Source organism: Exiguobacterium sp. s64 (assembly GCF_018618035.1).
In the GTDB taxonomy this organism is placed as follows: Bacteria; Bacillota; Bacilli; order Exiguobacteriales; family Exiguobacteriaceae; genus Exiguobacterium; species Exiguobacterium mexicanum_A.
Genome location: NZ_JACSLH010000002.1, coordinates 382796 through 398430, shown reverse-complemented (window position 1 = coordinate 398430; position 15635 = coordinate 382796). Strand labels below are relative to the sequence as shown.

The following is a 15635-nucleotide window of genomic DNA, read 5'->3' as shown; positions in this document are numbered from 1 at the left end:
TAAAGATTTGCTTTGATGTTGGTCGGACGTGGCATTGATTTGTAAAATAGGTAGTGTACGTGACAGAACAGATAGATTAGAGGAGGAACTAAGCGTGGCCGAAAAAGTGATTGTTGTCGATGACGAGGTGTCGATTGCGACGTTATTGAAATTCAATTTGGAGCAAGCCGGTTTTGAGGTTGAGACGGCCCATGATGGGAAGACCGGTCTCGAACTCGCCGAGAAGCAGGATGCGGTATTGATCGTCCTCGATTTGATGTTGCCCGAGATGGATGGTCTCGAAGTTTGTAAGCGACTCCGCCAACAGAAAGTGAACACGCCGATCCTGATGTTGACGGCAAAAGACGATGAGTTCGATAAAGTGCTCGGACTCGAACTAGGGGCAGATGATTATTTGACGAAACCGTTCAGTCCGCGTGAAGTTGTGGCCCGGGTCAAAGCGATCTTACGGCGTTCGGCTCCACAAGAGGTGCCGGCGGTGGACGCGGACGTCATTGAAATCGGTGACGTGAAAATTATCGCTTCGAACTATGAAGTGTTCAAAAACGGGGAGCGGCTTGAGTTGACCCCAAAAGAGTTCGAACTGTTGGCCTATCTTGCTAAAAACAAAGGCCGTGTCTTGACGCGTGATCAACTCTTATCGGCTATTTGGAATTACGATTTCGTCGGCGATACGCGCATCGTCGATGTCCATATTAGCCACCTTCGGGAAAAGATTGAACCGGTGACGAAAAAACCGACATATATCAAAACGATTCGCGGTCTCGGCTATAAGATGGAAGAGCCGATGCCCGAATGAAGACGTACCGCTCGCGTTTTTTGACGACGCTCATCCTGCTCGTGACGGGCGTCTTGTTGACCCTCGGGATCGTGCTTGGTCAATTGTTCAAAGACTTCTATTTGGACTCCGAACGCGATCGTTTGAAAGAGGACACGGAGCTCGCCGCCTTATATTTAGAAGGAGGCGACCTCGAGGCGATTCAAGACTATGTCCGGCAAATCGATGACGAGAGCAGTTTCGACATTCTGCTCCTCAATCGCCGGATGGAAGTGATTGCCGGGACTCCGTTTCGGGTCGGTTCGTTCGATTTTCGGATGGACGCTGCTTCAATCCCAGACGACGGGACGTTTGGGAACGAGACGCGTGAGGATTTGATTCAGTTCACAAAACCGATCGAACTCTCCTCGGGTGATACGGTGTATCTCAGTTTCATCCGCTACGTCTCCGATCTAGAAGGGGTATATAACCGGATTTGGCTGACGATTGCCTTGGCCTTGATTTTCTCATTCTTCTTGATTTTGTTCGTGTTGCATAATTTGACGAATCAGTTTATCCGACCGATCGATGAGGCGACAATCGTGTTACGTGAACTTGCCGACGGAAACTATCGGGCCCGTGTGTACGAATTGCGCAATGATGAAGAAACGGGCAGTCTGGCCGGGTCGATCAACGTTCTCGCCCGTAACTTGGAGACGATCTCACTTGGTGAATCCGTGCAACGGGCAAGGCTCGAGTCACTCATCGAATACATGGGGGCAGGGTTGCTTTTGGTCGACGAACGTGGCATCGTGACGCTCGTCAACCGCTCATATCGTGACATGTTCCAATACGACGACTTGATGATTGGTCAATTTTATCACGGCATTTTACCGAGTCCGGACGTCGAGACGTTGATCGAGGACGTCTATTTGACCGAAGAGCCCCACCGCCGTCAATTGTCGATTCGAACTGGATTCAACCAAAAGACGTATATGGTGTCGGCCGCACCAATCTTCAGTGATACAGGCATGTTGCGCGGGACGACGCTCCTATTTAACGATATTTCTGAATTGAAACGACTCGAGAAGATGCGGAAAGATTTCGTCGCGAACGTCAGCCATGAGTTGAAGACGCCGCTCACATCGATCCGAGGTTTCAGTGAGACACTCCTTGACGGGGCAAAAGAAGTGCCCGAGTTGCGCGATCAATTTTTGGATATCATTCAAAAAGAAGCGACGCGCATGCAAATGCTCGTTGAGGACTTACTCGAGCTGTCACGGCTTGAACGTGAAGATTTCCATTTGGACTTCACCCCGGTCCAGCTCAATCATCTCGTTGAGGAAGTGTGTCTCGTGTTGAGCCAGAAAGCGGAGCAGAAATCGATTCATTTGGAGTCGCGCCACGACGGGGAAGTCATCTTGCAGGCGGACATGAACCGAATCAAGCAAGTCATCTTGAACCTTGTCGCCAACGCCATCAACTACTCGCCGGAAGACAGCCGTGTCGAAATCGCGGTCGAAAAGAGAACGGACGGATCATATTTGATTGTCAAAGACAACGGGATTGGCATCGCGCCGAAAGAAGTGAGCCGAATCTTTGAACGATTCTACCGGGTCGATAAAGCGCGGAGCCGGAACTCCGGCGGGACAGGTCTCGGTCTTGCCATCGTCAAACATATCATCGACCTTCATCATGCGACGATTCACGTGGATAGTGTCGAAGGTGCTGGGACAACGTTCACAATCAAATTCCCAATCGCTTAACATGGAATTCATGTCGGGTTCATACCGACTTTACAAAGCGATGCTACTCTATAGATGAGACCTCTTCATCATCTCGTGTCCCGGCCGGTGCTCATCTCCACTCGGTCAGGAAGATTGACCCTTTTCTAGCTACTAGAAAAGGGTCTTTTTTTTCGAACGCATGTGCCCGTATGATATGATGGAATCAGATAGAATGGAGGTTGACCAATGAATAAACTACTACTTCTTGATGGAAACTCACTCACATATCGTGCGTTTTTCGCGCTGCCTCCGATGACGGATGCGAGCGGTCGAAATACGAATGCCGTGTACGGGTTCACCATGATGTTGTTAAAACTGATGGAAGATGAGCAACCCACGCATTTCGCGGTCGCATTTGATGCGTCGAAGAAGACGTTCCGGCACGACACGTATGCTGACTATAAGGGGGGACGGCAGAAGACCCCAGGGGAACTCCGCGAGCAATTCCCGATTGTCCGCGAGGTTTGTGAGGCGTTCGGGATCAAAGTGCTCGAACTCGACCAGTACGAGGCCGACGATATTATCGGGACGCTCTCAAAAAATGAGGCGTTCGATCAAGTGACGGTCGTCACTGGGGATAAAGATTTACTGCAACTGATTGACGATCGCGTCACCGTCTATTTGACGAAGCGTGGGATCACCGATGTGGAGACGATGGACGCGAAGGCGTTCAAAGAGCGCTATGACGGTCTCACCCCGCTCCAAATGATCGATTTGAAAGGCTTAATGGGGGATAAGTCCGATAATATCCCCGGAATCCCGGGGGTTGGTGAGAAGACGGCGCTTAAACTGCTCACGGCTTACGGATCTGTCGAAGGACTATATGAACATACGCATGAATTAAAAGGGAAACAAAAAGAGAAAGTCGAGGCGAACGAGCGGGAAGCACTCATGTCGAAACAATTGGCGACGATCTATACGGATGTCCCAATCGATATAAGCACGGACGACCTTACGTTCCATCCGTATGACGCTGGAAAAGTGAAGTCGTTGTTCATGAGCCTTCAGTTCAAATCGCTTCTGAGCAAACTGAACCTTGAAGCGTCGAGCGAGGAAGCGGTCGAAGCGCGTGAGGTGAATCATATCGCGATCGACAAGCAAGATTTGACAGAAGCGGTCCTCATCCTCGAGCAACTCCGTGACGACTATTTCGAAGAACCGGTCATCGGTGTGGCCATCGCCTCGAAAGCCGGCGTGACGGTCGGCGATGTGTCGCTTTTAGACGTCCCGGCAGTACGAGACTGGTTGGCCGACGAGAACCGAGCCACGATTTGTCTCGATGCGAAACAGACGATCGTCCAATTGAAGCGACATGGTGTGACGCTCCGAGGCTATGACGATTTGCTCGTCGCCGGATATTTGCTGAACCTGTCGGGCGGGACGACACTCGATTCGATTGCCGCTCATTTCGATTACACGTTACCGGAAGACGAGGCGGTTTATGGCAAGGGTGCGAAGCTGCACGTCCCGGAACAGGACGTGCTCGAGCAACATCTCGGCGAGAAGGCGATGGCGATCTTGACGCTGTTCGTAAACGTCGGCAAAGAACTCGACCAAAACGAACAGACGTCGCTCTATGAAGATTTGGAACGTCCGCTCGCCTCGGTGCTTGCAGAGATGGAGTGGGCCGGGATTCACGTCGACGTGGCGACGCTGAAAGTGATGGAAGACGATTTGCGGGAACGGTTGCTTCAACTCGAGGCGGAGATTCATAGTCTCGCCGGTGAGACGTTCAATATCAACTCGCCGAAACAGCTCGGCGTCATTCTATTCGAGAAGTTGGCGTTGCCACCGGTCAAAAAGACGAAGACCGGTTACTCGACGGCAGCGGACGTGCTCGAGAAACTCGCGCCGCTGCATCCGATCGTCGAACATATTATGCATTACCGTGAGCTCGGCAAGTTGCAATCGACATATGTCGAAGGCTTGCAAAAAGTCATCAAAGACGACGGGAAGATCCATACCCGCTATACGCAGACGTTGACGCAGACCGGACGGTTGTCCTCGGTCAACCCGAACTTACAGAACATCCCGATCCGCTTGGAAGAAGGGCGGCGCATTCGCAAGGCGTTCACCGCGAGTGAGGCCGACTGGATGCTGTATGCGGTCGACTATTCGCAAATCGAGCTTCGGATCATGGCCCACATGTCGCAAGATGAGAAGATGCTCGAGGCGTTCCTCCATGATGAGGATATCCATACGTCGACGGCTGCCAACGTGTTCCGAGTCGCGAAAGAAGAAGTGACATCGCTCATGCGTCGCCAAGCCAAAGCCGTCAACTTCGGCATCATTTATGGCATTAGCGACTATGGACTGTCGCAAAACCTCGGCATTAGCCGAAAAGAAGCACAGACGTTCATCGATACGTATTTCGAGCAGTTCCCGGGTGTGAAACGGTTCATGGATGCCGCGATCGAACGAGCGCGGGAACACGGCTATGTTGAAACGATGCTGAAGCGTCGCCGCAATATCCCGGACATCCATTCTCGAAACTTCAACTTGCGCGGTTTTGCGGAACGCACAGCGATCAACACGCCGATTCAAGGGACGGCCGCCGATATTATCAAAAAAGCGATGATTGATGTCGACGTGGCACTCCGTGAGTCAGGACTTCAGTCGAAGTTATTGCTTCAAGTCCACGACGAACTTATCTTTGAAGGACCTAAAGAAGAAATGGACTCGCTCGAGACGATCGTCAAACAAGCGATGGAACACACGGTCACCTTGGACGTGCCGCTTCGCGCGGACGGTTCGTTCGGTGAGACATGGTTTGATACGAAATAAAGACGAGAAAGGAACTTGATATGCCAGAATTACCAGAAGTGGAGACGGTCTGTCGCCGATTGCGGCCATTCGTCTCGGGAAAAACAATTGCAAATGTCGAGGTGCTCGACGCAAAAATCATTCGAGGTCACGAACCGGAGATTTGGAAACAACAGTTGCTCGACGAGACGATTCAAGACGTGGAGCGACGCGGCAAGTTCATTTTGTTCAAATTGACGAACGGCTATCTCGTTTCGCATCTGCGAATGGAAGGAAAATTCTTCCCGCATGACGAAATGGTCAGTCCGGTCAAGCATACGCATGTCGTCTTCACCTTCACGGACGGGACTACGCTTCATTATAACGATGTCAGGAAGTTCGGGACGATGGAGTTGAAGACGAATGAAGAGTTGTTTGTGACACCGCCATTGTCGCTGCTCGCCCTCGAACCGTTCGATCCTGAAGTGACAGCGGAGACGCTTCACAGCCGTCTGAAGCGGATGAACGTTCGTGCAATCAAGACGGCGCTGCTCGATCAATCGATTTTCGTCGGGCTCGGCAATATTTATGTCGATGAGACGTTATATCGGTCCGGTGTCCATCCGACCCGTCCGGCAGCGACACTCTCGCTTGACGAGGTCCGTCGGGTGCATCAAGAGGCTGTGGCCGTATTGACGGAAGCGATTGAACGAGGCGGAAGCACGATTCGGAGCTATACGAATCCGGATGGGGCGAGCGGGACGTATCAAGAGACACTGTACGTATATGGACAGACCGGGGAGCCGTGTAAGCGATGCGGCCGACCGATTGAAAAGATGAAATTAGGCGGACGGGGCACACATTACTGTCCGCACTGCCAACAGTAAGAGGTGGACATGATGTTGAAAATTGGTTTGACAGGTGGGATTGCGACAGGGAAGTCGACCGTATCCAGACTGTTTCGAAAGCAGGGCATCCCGATCATCGACGCCGACAAGATGGCACGGATCGTCATCGAGCCTGGCGGCAAAGCGTTCGCGGGCGTCCGCGAGGCGTTCCCGCAATGTTTCACGGGCGACGAGTTGAACCGGCAGGCGCTCGGACGAGAAATCTTTCATGATGACACAAAACGTCAGTTACTGAATCAGCTCATGCATCCGGCCATCCGAGAAGAGATGCTCGAGGAGATGCACGGATACGAGGCTGCAGGGGAGACGGTCGTCATATTCGATATCCCGCTCTTGTTCGAGGGAACGATGCGGGACCTCGTCGATTATACGGTCGTCGTCTATTGCCGTGAAGAGATTCAGCTGATGCGTCTCATGGAGCGCAACGGGTTGACGAAAGAAGAAGCGCTCGCTCGGATTCATGCGCAAATGCCAATCGAGGAGAAGAAACAACAGGCTGATTTTTTAATCAACAACAACGGTGCGTTAGGCGACTTGTCGGCCCAAGTGATCCGCCTCGTCGAACAATTTGAAGACATGAAAAAAGAAGGCGACTGACGACGCCTTCTTTTTTTTGTTCAGTTGAGTGGGTCTGAGTCAGGCTTCCCTTTTTTCCACGTGTCGAAGATGGCGCGTCCGTCGCTCGGATGGCCGTTCGAATAGTAAATCGGATAGAGTGAGAAGAAGACATAATAGAACGAGAAGTATGCAAACTGATACGTGTAAATTGTCGGCTCGATCTCTCGCATCAAGATGAAGGCGTTCACGAGCAAGATGCTCGATAAGTTAAAAATTGAACCGCCCGCGTAGACGAGACTCCGCGTCAGGCGATTGCTGTACTTCAAGTCACTGAATTGGCACCAGGCGTCATAAAAATAAACGCGGTTAAATTGAAGGCGTCCGATTTTAAACAATTTTTTCCCGGTCCCAATCTCCATGTCGAGCGAACCCCCAAATAGTTTCGCGAAGAAGAAATGACCGAATTGATGGATAATCGTCACAATCGGTAAGATGATGAAAAATGAGATGACAAATTTATCTAGGTCTGTCCAATCAAACATATAGTCTTAGCTCCTTTCCAAGCTCTACACCAAATTTCCCTCTTTTTCAAATCTGAAACTGTAAAAAAAGTGAAAAAAATGTGACGATTCATAGTGAAAACGCTTCCATTTTTCCGTTATAATGGTGTCGTAACGCAGAAAAAAGGGGGATTCAGAATGGGGACGAAAGTTGCAATCAATGGATTTGGTCGAATCGGCAGAATGGTATTTCGGAAGTTGATGCTCGAAGGGCGTCACGACGTGGTCGCCATCAATGCGAGTTATCCGGCGGAAACGCTCGCGCACTTGATCAAACACGACACGGTCCACGGACCGTTCACACTGACGGTCCGAGCGCATGGGGATGCACTCGAAGTCGATGGTAAACGCATCATGATCGTATCCGAGCGAGACCCGGAGCGGTTGCCGTGGGCTGAACTCGGTGTCGAGATCGTCATCGAGGCGACGGGGAAATTCAATTCTGATGTCGGGGCGAAAAAACATTTGACGGCCGGTGCGAAAAAAGTCATTTTGACGGCACCGGGAAAAGGCGAGTTGCGGACGATTGTCATGGGGGTGAACGATCGGGATTATTTACCGGAGCACGATCACGTCATTTCGAACGCCTCGTGTACGACGAACTGTCTCGGCCCGGTCGTCAAAGTATTGGATTCGACGTTCGGGATTGAAACGGGGCTCGTGACGACGGTGCATGCCTATACGAACGATCAAAACAATATCGACAATCCGCATAAAGATTTGCGTCGTGCCCGTGCTTGTGGCAGTTCCATTATACCGACTTCGACTGGTGCTGCGAAAGCCATCGGGCTCGTCTTGCCGGAACTTCAGGGCAAATTGAACGGGATGGCGCTACGAGTGCCGACGCCGAACGTCTCGCTCGTCGATCTCGTCGTCGAGTTGCGTCGAGATGTGACGGTCGATGAAGTGAATCAGGCGTTCGAGCGTGCTGCACACGGGGAAATGACGGGCGTTCTCGGCGTCTCGAACGAACCGCTCGTCTCGATCGACTTCAATGGAGATGAGCGTTCGTCAATCATCGATGCCGATTCGACGATGGTGCTCGGGGGCAACCATGTCAAAGTGCTCGCTTGGTACGACAACGAATGGGGCTATTCGTGCCGCGTCGTCGACTTGTTGGACATGGTCGCGAGCTACCTGCAAATCGGACAACAAGAAACCCACGTCTGAAAAAATATATTTATCTAAAAATATTTTTAAAGAATTGAAACAAATGTCTTGTAACGACGTCCTAAACAAGATACACTCTAACTCGTGAACTTCAATTGGTCTGACAAACGCAACTTAAAGGGTTAGGACCTCTTAGGACTAACTTGCCCCCGTGGTTGTGGGCGATTCAGGCACAAAGTGAGTGATCATCAACTACTTTGAGACCATTGATGTAAAGGGGGATCCACTAATATGGATACTATGGGACGTCACATTATTACAGAACTTTGGGAGTGCAATCCCGACAAATTAAACGATATCGACTACATCGAGCGCTTGTTCGTCGATGCAGCACTTCGTTCGGGCGCTGAAGTCCGCGAAGTCGCTTTCCACAAATTTGCGCCGCACGGTGTAAGTGGAGTCGTTATCATTTCAGAATCACACTTAACGATTCACAGTTTCCCAGAGCATGGCTACGCATCAGTCGATGTGTTCACATGTGGGGATCGAATCGATCCAGCTACAGCCTCGCAATACATTGCAGAAGGCTTGGAAGCAAAAGTTCGTGAAGATGTGAAACTTGACCGTGGGATGGGACCGATTCGTGTTCCTGAAGCGCAAGTGGCAATCAGCAAATAATCAGATTGACCTTATGAGGCTGGCCGATTTTCGGTCAGCCCTTTTAATTGTTTTGTTAACCGCTTAATTTTGATATGCTTAACCTATATAAATAAGGTGTCGAGGTGGATAATGGGATTATTTGATAAGTTTCAAACACATGTCCAAACGGACGATTCGCATAAAAATGAGGCATTACGGACGCGTTACGTGGCGGCATCGCCAAGCGCCGTGCTCACATGGCTCCGCGAACGGATTCAAGCAGAAGGTCAAACGGTTCGCCGGGTCGATGCAGACCGGGGCGAAGTGGCGTTTCATGGAGACGGATGGGACGCATTGGCAACCATCGTCCAAGTGGACGGCGGACGCACGGCCGTCGATTTTACATTGAACCGTGACCAGATGCTCGGACCGGACCTCGGTCAAATCGTCACCACATATTATGAGGCGCTATCCGTGAAGTTCCCGCTCCGCGCCATCGGGAATCAATCTGTCGAACGATAAGGAGGGCTGAGCATGCGTTGTCCTAAATGCGATCATAATGGAACGAGAGTGCTCGACTCCCGGCCAGTACAAGATTTCTATTCGATTCGTCGCCGTCGCGAATGCGAGGAGTGCGGCTATCGCTTCACCACGTTTGAAACGGTCGAACAGACACCGCTCATCATCGTCAAAAAAGACGGGAATCGGGAAGAGTTCAGCCGTGAGAAAGTGCTTCGCGGGATTATTCGGGCGTGCGAGAAACGTCCGGTCACGCTGGAGCAACTTGAAGGTGTGGTCACGAAAGTCGAACAACAGTTACGCGCCCTCGGCCAGTCCGAGATTCCGAGTGAACAGGTTGGGGAGCTCGTCATGAACGAGCTCGCGCGGGTCGACGAAGTGGCATACGTCCGCTTCGCGTCTGTCTATCGCCAGTTCAAAGATATCTCTGTGTTCTTTAAAGAACTAGAAGATTTAATGAAGCAAGAAAAATCGACCAACTAAACGGGCGGCCTGCTGGTCGCCTTTTTTCAAGGGAGACCTACCATGGAAAAAGAACGCATCCTGTACGGAACTGACGAACTGTTGATCATGAGCACCGGACTCATCGATCGCGAGTCGTATCAGTCGCTGTACCATTTATATCAGCCGGTCATCGGAGTGAAGGCGCTCGCAATGTATCAGACGCTTTGGAGCGAGCTGAAGCCCGGGAAAATGAAATCGAACTATATGTCACACAGCGCGCTTTGTGAGATGCTCGATTACTCGATCAACGAGCTGACGGACTGTCTGTTCCGGCTCGAAGCGATCGGTCTCGTCCGGACGTATAAGACGAAAGACGAGCGCTTGACCCAGTACGTGTATCAACTGCGGGTCCCGCTCGCACCCCATACGTTCTTGAACGACGGACTATTGTCGAGTTTTCTCTTCTATAAAGTCGGAGAAGTCCGCTTCAAACAGTTACAAGGTCGATTCACGATTGATCCGTTGCCGGCCGGAATCGTTGAAGTGACGAAAGACTTTAATGAAGTGTTCGACGTCAAAGGGGTCAATCATATGGCGTTCACACAAAAGAACTACGAGAAACCTGACCGCGCCAAAATCGAGATCAACTATACGTTCGATATGGAAATCGTCAAAAAGTTGACGAACTTCCCCGTCGGCTTCTTCACGAAGAAGCTCGATGAGACGATCACGAAGCTTGCCTACGTCTCCCAAATCGATGAAGAGACGATGGCCGAGATGTTGAAGGAGTACTTCGTCCACGAGGCGTATCTACCGCTCAGCGAGCAAGAGAAGCGCGACGGCTGCCGTCAGATGGTGTTGCAGTTGAAGAAAAAACAGACGCGCCATCGGAAAGTGAAGTCGGATGAGACGGAGAAGGCAGAAATCGGTGATTTGCATGACGTGACTGTCATGGAAGAAGCGCATCCGCATCAGTACGTGTCGACGTTACGGAAGACGCCACAGTTGTCGAAGAGCGACGAGCAACTCATCATCGACCTCGTCGATACGCTCGGACTCGCGCCAAGTGTCATCAACGCGTTGTTCTATTACTGTATCGAAGTGAAGAAGCAGACTCGGCTCAGTGAGAACTACGTCATGCGAATCGCGACGAGTTGGAAGACGGCAGGCTATTTGAACGCCAAAGACGCGTTGGAACAAGAAGCGACGCAAGACGCGCTCATCGAGAAGAAACAGCAGAAGCGGGAGAACGTGCAACAGCGGACGACCGTCGGCTCGAGACGCAAAGACAAGACCGAGATGCCAAAATGGCTCGAGGACGAGGCGAAAGAGCAACGGACGTACGATCAAAAACGAAAACAAGAGCTCGAGGCATCGGTCCCAGACGACGCGGAACTCGTCAAGTTGTTAAATGAATTGAAAGAGAAAGGATGAGGGACATGGAACGCATCAATCAAACGCTCGCCCAAATGATGAACCGGAAAGAAGTGCGGGAAGCGTACGAATCGATTCGCCGGCGCACCCTCGAACATCCAGAAGTCGTCGCTTTTTTAAAGGCGCATCCGGAGTTAGACGAGACGGCGGTCGAGGTCGGCTTTACGAAGCTCAGTGAATATGCAGAACAGATGGACGGCAAGAAGCTCGTCGAGGAGCAAGCCGTCATCCCGGGCCATCAGCCGGTGCTCTATGTCGACCTCGGTCAAATCGCGATTCGTTATGAAGAGACGGTCAAGCATCGTCAAGCACGGCGCCAAAAAGAGATGGACCGGAAGTTTAAAAGCTTATTCTTGCCGGAAGAAGTGCGAGAGGCGAGCTTTGAATCGTTCGACTGGTCGGATGACGCCCGTAAAATCGCACTCCGTGAATCGATGCGGTTCGTCTCAGGCATGAAGACCCGCCAAAAAGTGAACGGCCTGTACTTACACGGCAGCTTCGGGGTCGGGAAGACGTATTTGCTTGCGGCGATCGCCAACGAACTGAAAGTGGCGGACATCGAGACGATTCTCGTCCACGCCCCGGGATTCGTCTCGGAAGCGAAACGAAAGATCCGGACCGATTCGTTCGACTCATTTTTGACGTCGTTCCAACACGTGCCGGTGTTACTGATCGATGACATCGGTGCCGAGGCAATCAGTCCGTGGGTACGCGACGAGCTGTTCGGGATCATCTTGCAATATCGCATGATGCATCGCTTACCGACGCTTTACAGTTCGAACTTCAGCGGTGAAGAGCTCGAGACGCACTTCTCGATCGACGGTTCGCCTCAGAACAAAATGAAAGCCCAGCGGCTCATGCAGCGCATCTCGACGACGACGACACAAATCGAATTAAAAGGTGAGAACCGACGTCGGTAAAGGGATTGTATTTCTTGAACGAGTTGACTATACTAATAATCATATAACCGATGCATCGAAGAGGACATGAGACGTCGTCACGGGTTTCAAAGCGAGGGAAGACTGGTGAGAGCTTCCTAAACACGCCGATCGCCTTACTCCCTCAGAGCACCGTACGGGCCAATCGTGCGGCGATTCACACTCGTTATCGTGTGTTCGAGCCAAGCGTTACGCTTGGGAACGAGGGTGGTACCACGAGAATCAAAGCTCGTCCCTTTCATAGGGATGGGCTTTTTTTATTTATTTTTAAATGTAGAGAGGGGAAGTTGACACATGATTCAATTGACATTTCCAGATGGGGCCGTCAAAGAGTTTGAGGCCGGCATCACAGCAGAAGAAGTAGCAGGTTCGATTAGTCCAGGACTCCGAAAAAAAGCAATCGCCGCCAAAATCGATGGTGAGATGATCGATTATCGTCGTCCGATTGAACAGGACGGTAAAATCGAGCTCGTCATGCCGGATTCGGAAGAGGGCATCGATTTGATGCGCCACTCGTCAGCCCACTTGATGGCCCAAGCCATCAAACGGTTATACGGGGAAGAAGGCAGCATCTACCTCGGCATCGGACCGACAATCGAGAACGGTTTCTATTATGATATCGAGATGGATCGCCGCATCAACGAAGAAGATCTCCCTGAAATCGAGAAAATGATGAAGCGAATCGTCGACGAGAACTTGGACATCACACGTGAAGTCGTGTCGCGCGACGAGGCGCTCGAACGCTACAAGGCGCTCGGAGACCCGCTCAAAATCGAATTGATTGAAGATATCCCGTCGAGCGAGACGCTCACGATTTACCATCAAGGCGAATTTTTCGACTTATGCCGTGGGCCGCACGTCCCGTCGACATCGAAGTTGAAAGTGTTCAAGTTGATGAGCGTGGCCGGGGCATACTGGCGCGGCGACTCGGACAATAAGATGCTCCAACGCATTTACGGAACGGCGTTCGCGACGAAAGAACAACTCGCGGAACACTTGCGTCTATTGGAAGAAGCGAAAGAGCGCGATCACCGCAAGCTCGGGAAAGAACTCGATCTCTTCTTCGTGTCGCAAGAAGTCGGCCAAGGTTTGCCGATGTGGCTCCCGAAAGGTGCCTCGATCCGTCGGACGGTCGAACGTTATATCGTCGACAAAGAGCTCGAGCTCGGGTATCAGCACGTCTACACACCGGTCCTCGGTTCGGTCGACCTGTATAAGACGTCTGGTCACTGGGATCACTATCAAGACGACATGTTCCCGAAAATGGAGATGGACAACGAGGAACTCGTCCTTCGTCCGATGAACTGTCCGCACCACATGACGATTTATAAACATGAGCCGCGCTCATATCGCGAACTCCCGCTTCGCATCGCCGAGCTCGGCGGTATGCACCGTTACGAGATGTCAGGTGCGCTCACAGGCCTCCAACGCGTCCGTTACATGGTGTTGAACGACGGGCACACGTTCGTCACACCGGAACAGATGAAGCAAGAGTTCAAAGATATCGTCCACTTGATTCAAGAAGTGTACGCTGACTTCGGCATCAAAGACTATCGTTTCCGCTTGTCGTACCGTGACCCGGCCGACAAAGAGAAATACTTCGACAACGACGCAATTTGGGAAACAGCCCAACGCCAGTTGAAAGAGACGATGGATGAGCTCGGTCTCCCGTATTTCGAAGCGGAAGGTGAAGCGGCATTTTACGGACCGAAACTCGACGTCCAAGTCCGGACGGCGCTCGGCAAAGAAGAGACGTTGTCGACGGTCCAACTCGACTTCTTGCTCCCTGAGCGGTTCGACTTGACGTACACAGGACCAGACGGCAAAGACCATCGCCCAATCGTCCTTCACCGTGGGGTCGTCTCGACGATGGAGCGTTTCGTCGCCTACTTGATTGAAGAATATAAAGGCGCGTTCCCGACATGGCTCGCCCCGGTCCAAGTCAAATTGATTCCGGTCTCACACGTCCACGACGAATACGTCGCGGAAGTGAAAGCAGAGCTCGTCAAGCGCGGTGTCCGCGTCGAAACGGACCTTCGGGACGAGAAACTCGGCTACAAGATTCGGGAAGCACAGATGAAGAAGATCCCGATGACGCTCGTCCTCGGAGATAAAGAACGTGATGAGCGTGCAGTCAACATCCGTCGTTATGGACAACAAGAACAAGTATCGGCCACGCTCGATGAATTCTTGTCGTCACTTACAGCAGAGATCGCCAACCGTTCACGTTAATATGTCGACCATCCTTCATTGGAAGGGTGGTCGTTTTTTCGGTCTTGAGACGGATGCGGAAGACTTCATCAAACACGTATGGTAGAAGAAAGGAGTGATTCATTTTGAATTATATGAAACCATTAGTGGCGTTGACGATCGGTTCGGTCGTCGCGACAAGCATGATTCCAAAAGTAAACGCAGAAGCCATCGTCGATGATACGATTGTCACACTCGGAGAGTCGTTATCGGCGAGCCAACGGGACTGGGTGCTCGAACGGGTTGAGGCACCGGCGGGGATTGAGCCGATCATCACGACCGCAGCCGATGAAGATAAATACTTAGGGGATGCCGTCCCGCAAGCGCAGCGCGGCGGGGGGATGTATTCATCAGCCCGCATCAAACTGACCGACGGGACCGGGCTCGATATCAAAACGGAGAATGTCACATGGGTGACCGAAGATATGTATGCGAATGCTCTCGTGACGGCAGGCGTCACGGATGCCGATATTTATATCACGTCGCCGATTCGCGTCACCGGGACGTCGGCTTTGACGGGCATCATGAAAGCCTATGATCAGACGGCCGCGGAGACGGGCATTCAATTGAGCGAGGAACGGAAAGACTTGGCGCAAGAAGAGCTCGCGGTCACCTCTGAGATCGGGAAGACGGTCGGGCAAGAAGATGTGGCCGGACTCATGAACGAGATCAAAGCAGAAATTGCGAATAAGGCACCGGAGACGAACATCGAGATTCGAGATATCGTCATCCAAGTGTTGAATCAAAACAACGTCCAACTGTCTGATACGCAGTTGACGCAATTGACGACGTTGTTCGAGAACATGCAGCAGGCGAACCTCGACTGGGGTGCAATCAGCAATGGGTTACAAGGGGCCGGTCAAGACGTTCAGGCGTTTCTCGAGACCGAGGAAGTCCAAGGCTTCTTCGCCCGTTTGTTCGAAGCGCTCAGCAACTTCTTCAAGTCGTTGACGAATTGAACGGGCTTTGAGTACATGACAAATGGTATT

General features: G+C 51.6%; 14 protein-coding genes. 13 read left to right on the top strand and 1 reads right to left on the bottom strand.

Going from position 1 to position 15635, the window contains the following annotated elements; all coding sequences use genetic code 11:
* Positions 1–94: 94 nt before the first annotated feature.
* From KNP64_RS05620 to coaE, 5 genes are all read left to right on the top strand, one after another.
* Positions 95–799: a response regulator transcription factor gene (locus KNP64_RS05620; RefSeq protein ID WP_034778217.1), complete on the top strand. Its 705-nt coding sequence runs from the start codon at positions 95–97 to the stop codon at positions 797–799.
* Positions 796–2523 carry a two-component system histidine kinase PnpS gene (gene pnpS, locus KNP64_RS05615; RefSeq protein WP_138859197.1) on the top strand — a complete coding sequence of 576 codons (1728 nt, stop codon included), beginning with the start codon at positions 796–798 and terminating at the stop codon, positions 2521–2523. The genes KNP64_RS05620 and pnpS overlap by 4 nt, the downstream gene beginning before the upstream one ends.
* Positions 2524–2730: 207 nt before the next feature.
* Positions 2731–5328, top strand: a complete 2598-nt coding sequence (gene polA / locus KNP64_RS05610) for a DNA polymerase I (protein WP_138859198.1) — start codon at positions 2731–2733, stop codon at positions 5326–5328.
* 20 nt (positions 5329–5348) lie between these two features.
* Complete coding sequence (gene mutM, locus KNP64_RS05605) at positions 5349–6173, top strand: DNA-formamidopyrimidine glycosylase (protein ID WP_138859199.1); 825 nt, start codon at positions 5349–5351, stop codon at positions 6171–6173.
* 12 nt (positions 6174–6185) lie between these two features.
* Positions 6186–6791, top strand: coding sequence for a dephospho-CoA kinase (gene coaE, locus KNP64_RS05600; protein ID WP_138859200.1), 606 nt, complete (start codon positions 6186–6188; stop codon positions 6789–6791).
* 20 nt (positions 6792–6811) lie between these two features.
* Here coaE and KNP64_RS05595 read toward each other — a convergent pair whose 3' ends face one another.
* The gene (locus KNP64_RS05595) at positions 6812–7294 is read right to left on the bottom strand and encodes a site-2 protease family protein (RefSeq protein ID WP_138859201.1); all 483 of its coding nucleotides are present in this window, start codon (positions 7292–7294) and stop codon (positions 6812–6814) included.
* A 156-nt stretch (positions 7295–7450) separates the two neighbouring features.
* Between KNP64_RS05595 and KNP64_RS05590 the strand changes: the two genes are divergently transcribed.
* The 8 genes from KNP64_RS05590 (at position 7451) to KNP64_RS05555 (ending at position 15605) form a co-directional block, all read left to right on the top strand.
* Positions 7451–8482 (top strand): glyceraldehyde-3-phosphate dehydrogenase, encoded by a 1032-nt coding sequence (locus tag KNP64_RS05590; RefSeq protein WP_138859202.1) that lies wholly within the window; start codon positions 7451–7453, stop codon positions 8480–8482.
* Between the two features lie 231 nt (positions 8483–8713).
* Positions 8714–9100: an adenosylmethionine decarboxylase gene (speD, locus tag KNP64_RS05585; protein ID WP_029595188.1), complete on the top strand. Its 387-nt coding sequence runs from the start codon at positions 8714–8716 to the stop codon at positions 9098–9100.
* Positions 9101–9211: 111 nt separating this feature from the next.
* A complete protein-coding gene (locus KNP64_RS05580; RefSeq protein WP_034778204.1) occupies positions 9212–9583 on the top strand; it encodes a hypothetical protein in 372 nt (123 codons plus the stop codon).
* Positions 9584–9595: 12 nt separating this feature from the next.
* Positions 9596–10063: a transcriptional regulator NrdR gene (gene nrdR / locus KNP64_RS05575; RefSeq protein WP_021065634.1), complete on the top strand. Its 468-nt coding sequence runs from the start codon at positions 9596–9598 to the stop codon at positions 10061–10063.
* 42 nt (positions 10064–10105) lie between these two features.
* On the top strand, positions 10106–11458 hold the full coding sequence (locus KNP64_RS05570; protein ID WP_138859203.1) for a DnaD domain protein: 1353 nt from the start codon (positions 10106–10108) through the stop codon (positions 11456–11458).
* 5 nt (positions 11459–11463) lie between these two features.
* Positions 11464–12378, top strand: coding sequence for a primosomal protein DnaI (dnaI, locus tag KNP64_RS05565; RefSeq protein ID WP_021065636.1), 915 nt, complete (start codon positions 11464–11466; stop codon positions 12376–12378).
* 312 nt (positions 12379–12690) lie between these two features.
* Complete coding sequence (thrS, locus tag KNP64_RS05560; protein ID WP_034778201.1) at positions 12691–14628, top strand: threonine--tRNA ligase; 1938 nt, start codon at positions 12691–12693, stop codon at positions 14626–14628.
* Positions 14629–14741: 113 nt separating this feature from the next.
* A complete protein-coding gene (locus KNP64_RS05555; RefSeq protein ID WP_034779979.1) occupies positions 14742–15605 on the top strand; it encodes a DUF1002 domain-containing protein in 864 nt (287 codons plus the stop codon).
* Positions 15606–15635: the final 30 nt, after the last annotated feature.

Excerpts from the sequence above, each read along its gene's own strand:
- KNP64_RS05595 (WP_138859201.1), bottom strand. The coding sequence starts at position 7,294 with ATGTTTGATTGGACAGACCTAGATAAATTTGTCATCTCATTTTTCATC.
- pnpS (WP_138859197.1), top strand. The coding sequence starts at position 796 with ATGAAGACGTACCGCTCGCGTTTTTTGACGACGCTCATCCTGCTCGTG.
- mutM (WP_138859199.1), top strand. The coding sequence starts at position 5,349 with ATGCCAGAATTACCAGAAGTGGAGACGGTCTGTCGCCGATTGCGGCCA.
- nrdR (WP_021065634.1), top strand. The coding sequence starts at position 9,596 with ATGCGTTGTCCTAAATGCGATCATAATGGAACGAGAGTGCTCGACTCC.
- thrS (WP_034778201.1), top strand. The coding sequence starts at position 12,691 with ATGATTCAATTGACATTTCCAGATGGGGCCGTCAAAGAGTTTGAGGCC.
- KNP64_RS05570 (WP_138859203.1), top strand. The coding sequence starts at position 10,106 with ATGGAAAAAGAACGCATCCTGTACGGAACTGACGAACTGTTGATCATG.
- coaE (WP_138859200.1), top strand. The coding sequence starts at position 6,186 with ATGTTGAAAATTGGTTTGACAGGTGGGATTGCGACAGGGAAGTCGACC.
- KNP64_RS05580 (WP_034778204.1), top strand. The coding sequence starts at position 9,212 with ATGGGATTATTTGATAAGTTTCAAACACATGTCCAAACGGACGATTCG.
- KNP64_RS05555 (WP_034779979.1), top strand. The coding sequence starts at position 14,742 with ATGAAACCATTAGTGGCGTTGACGATCGGTTCGGTCGTCGCGACAAGC.
- polA (WP_138859198.1), top strand. The coding sequence starts at position 2,731 with ATGAATAAACTACTACTTCTTGATGGAAACTCACTCACATATCGTGCG.
- KNP64_RS05590 (WP_138859202.1), top strand. The coding sequence starts at position 7,451 with ATGGGGACGAAAGTTGCAATCAATGGATTTGGTCGAATCGGCAGAATG.
- speD (WP_029595188.1), top strand. The coding sequence starts at position 8,714 with ATGGATACTATGGGACGTCACATTATTACAGAACTTTGGGAGTGCAAT.
- dnaI (WP_021065636.1), top strand. The coding sequence starts at position 11,464 with ATGGAACGCATCAATCAAACGCTCGCCCAAATGATGAACCGGAAAGAA.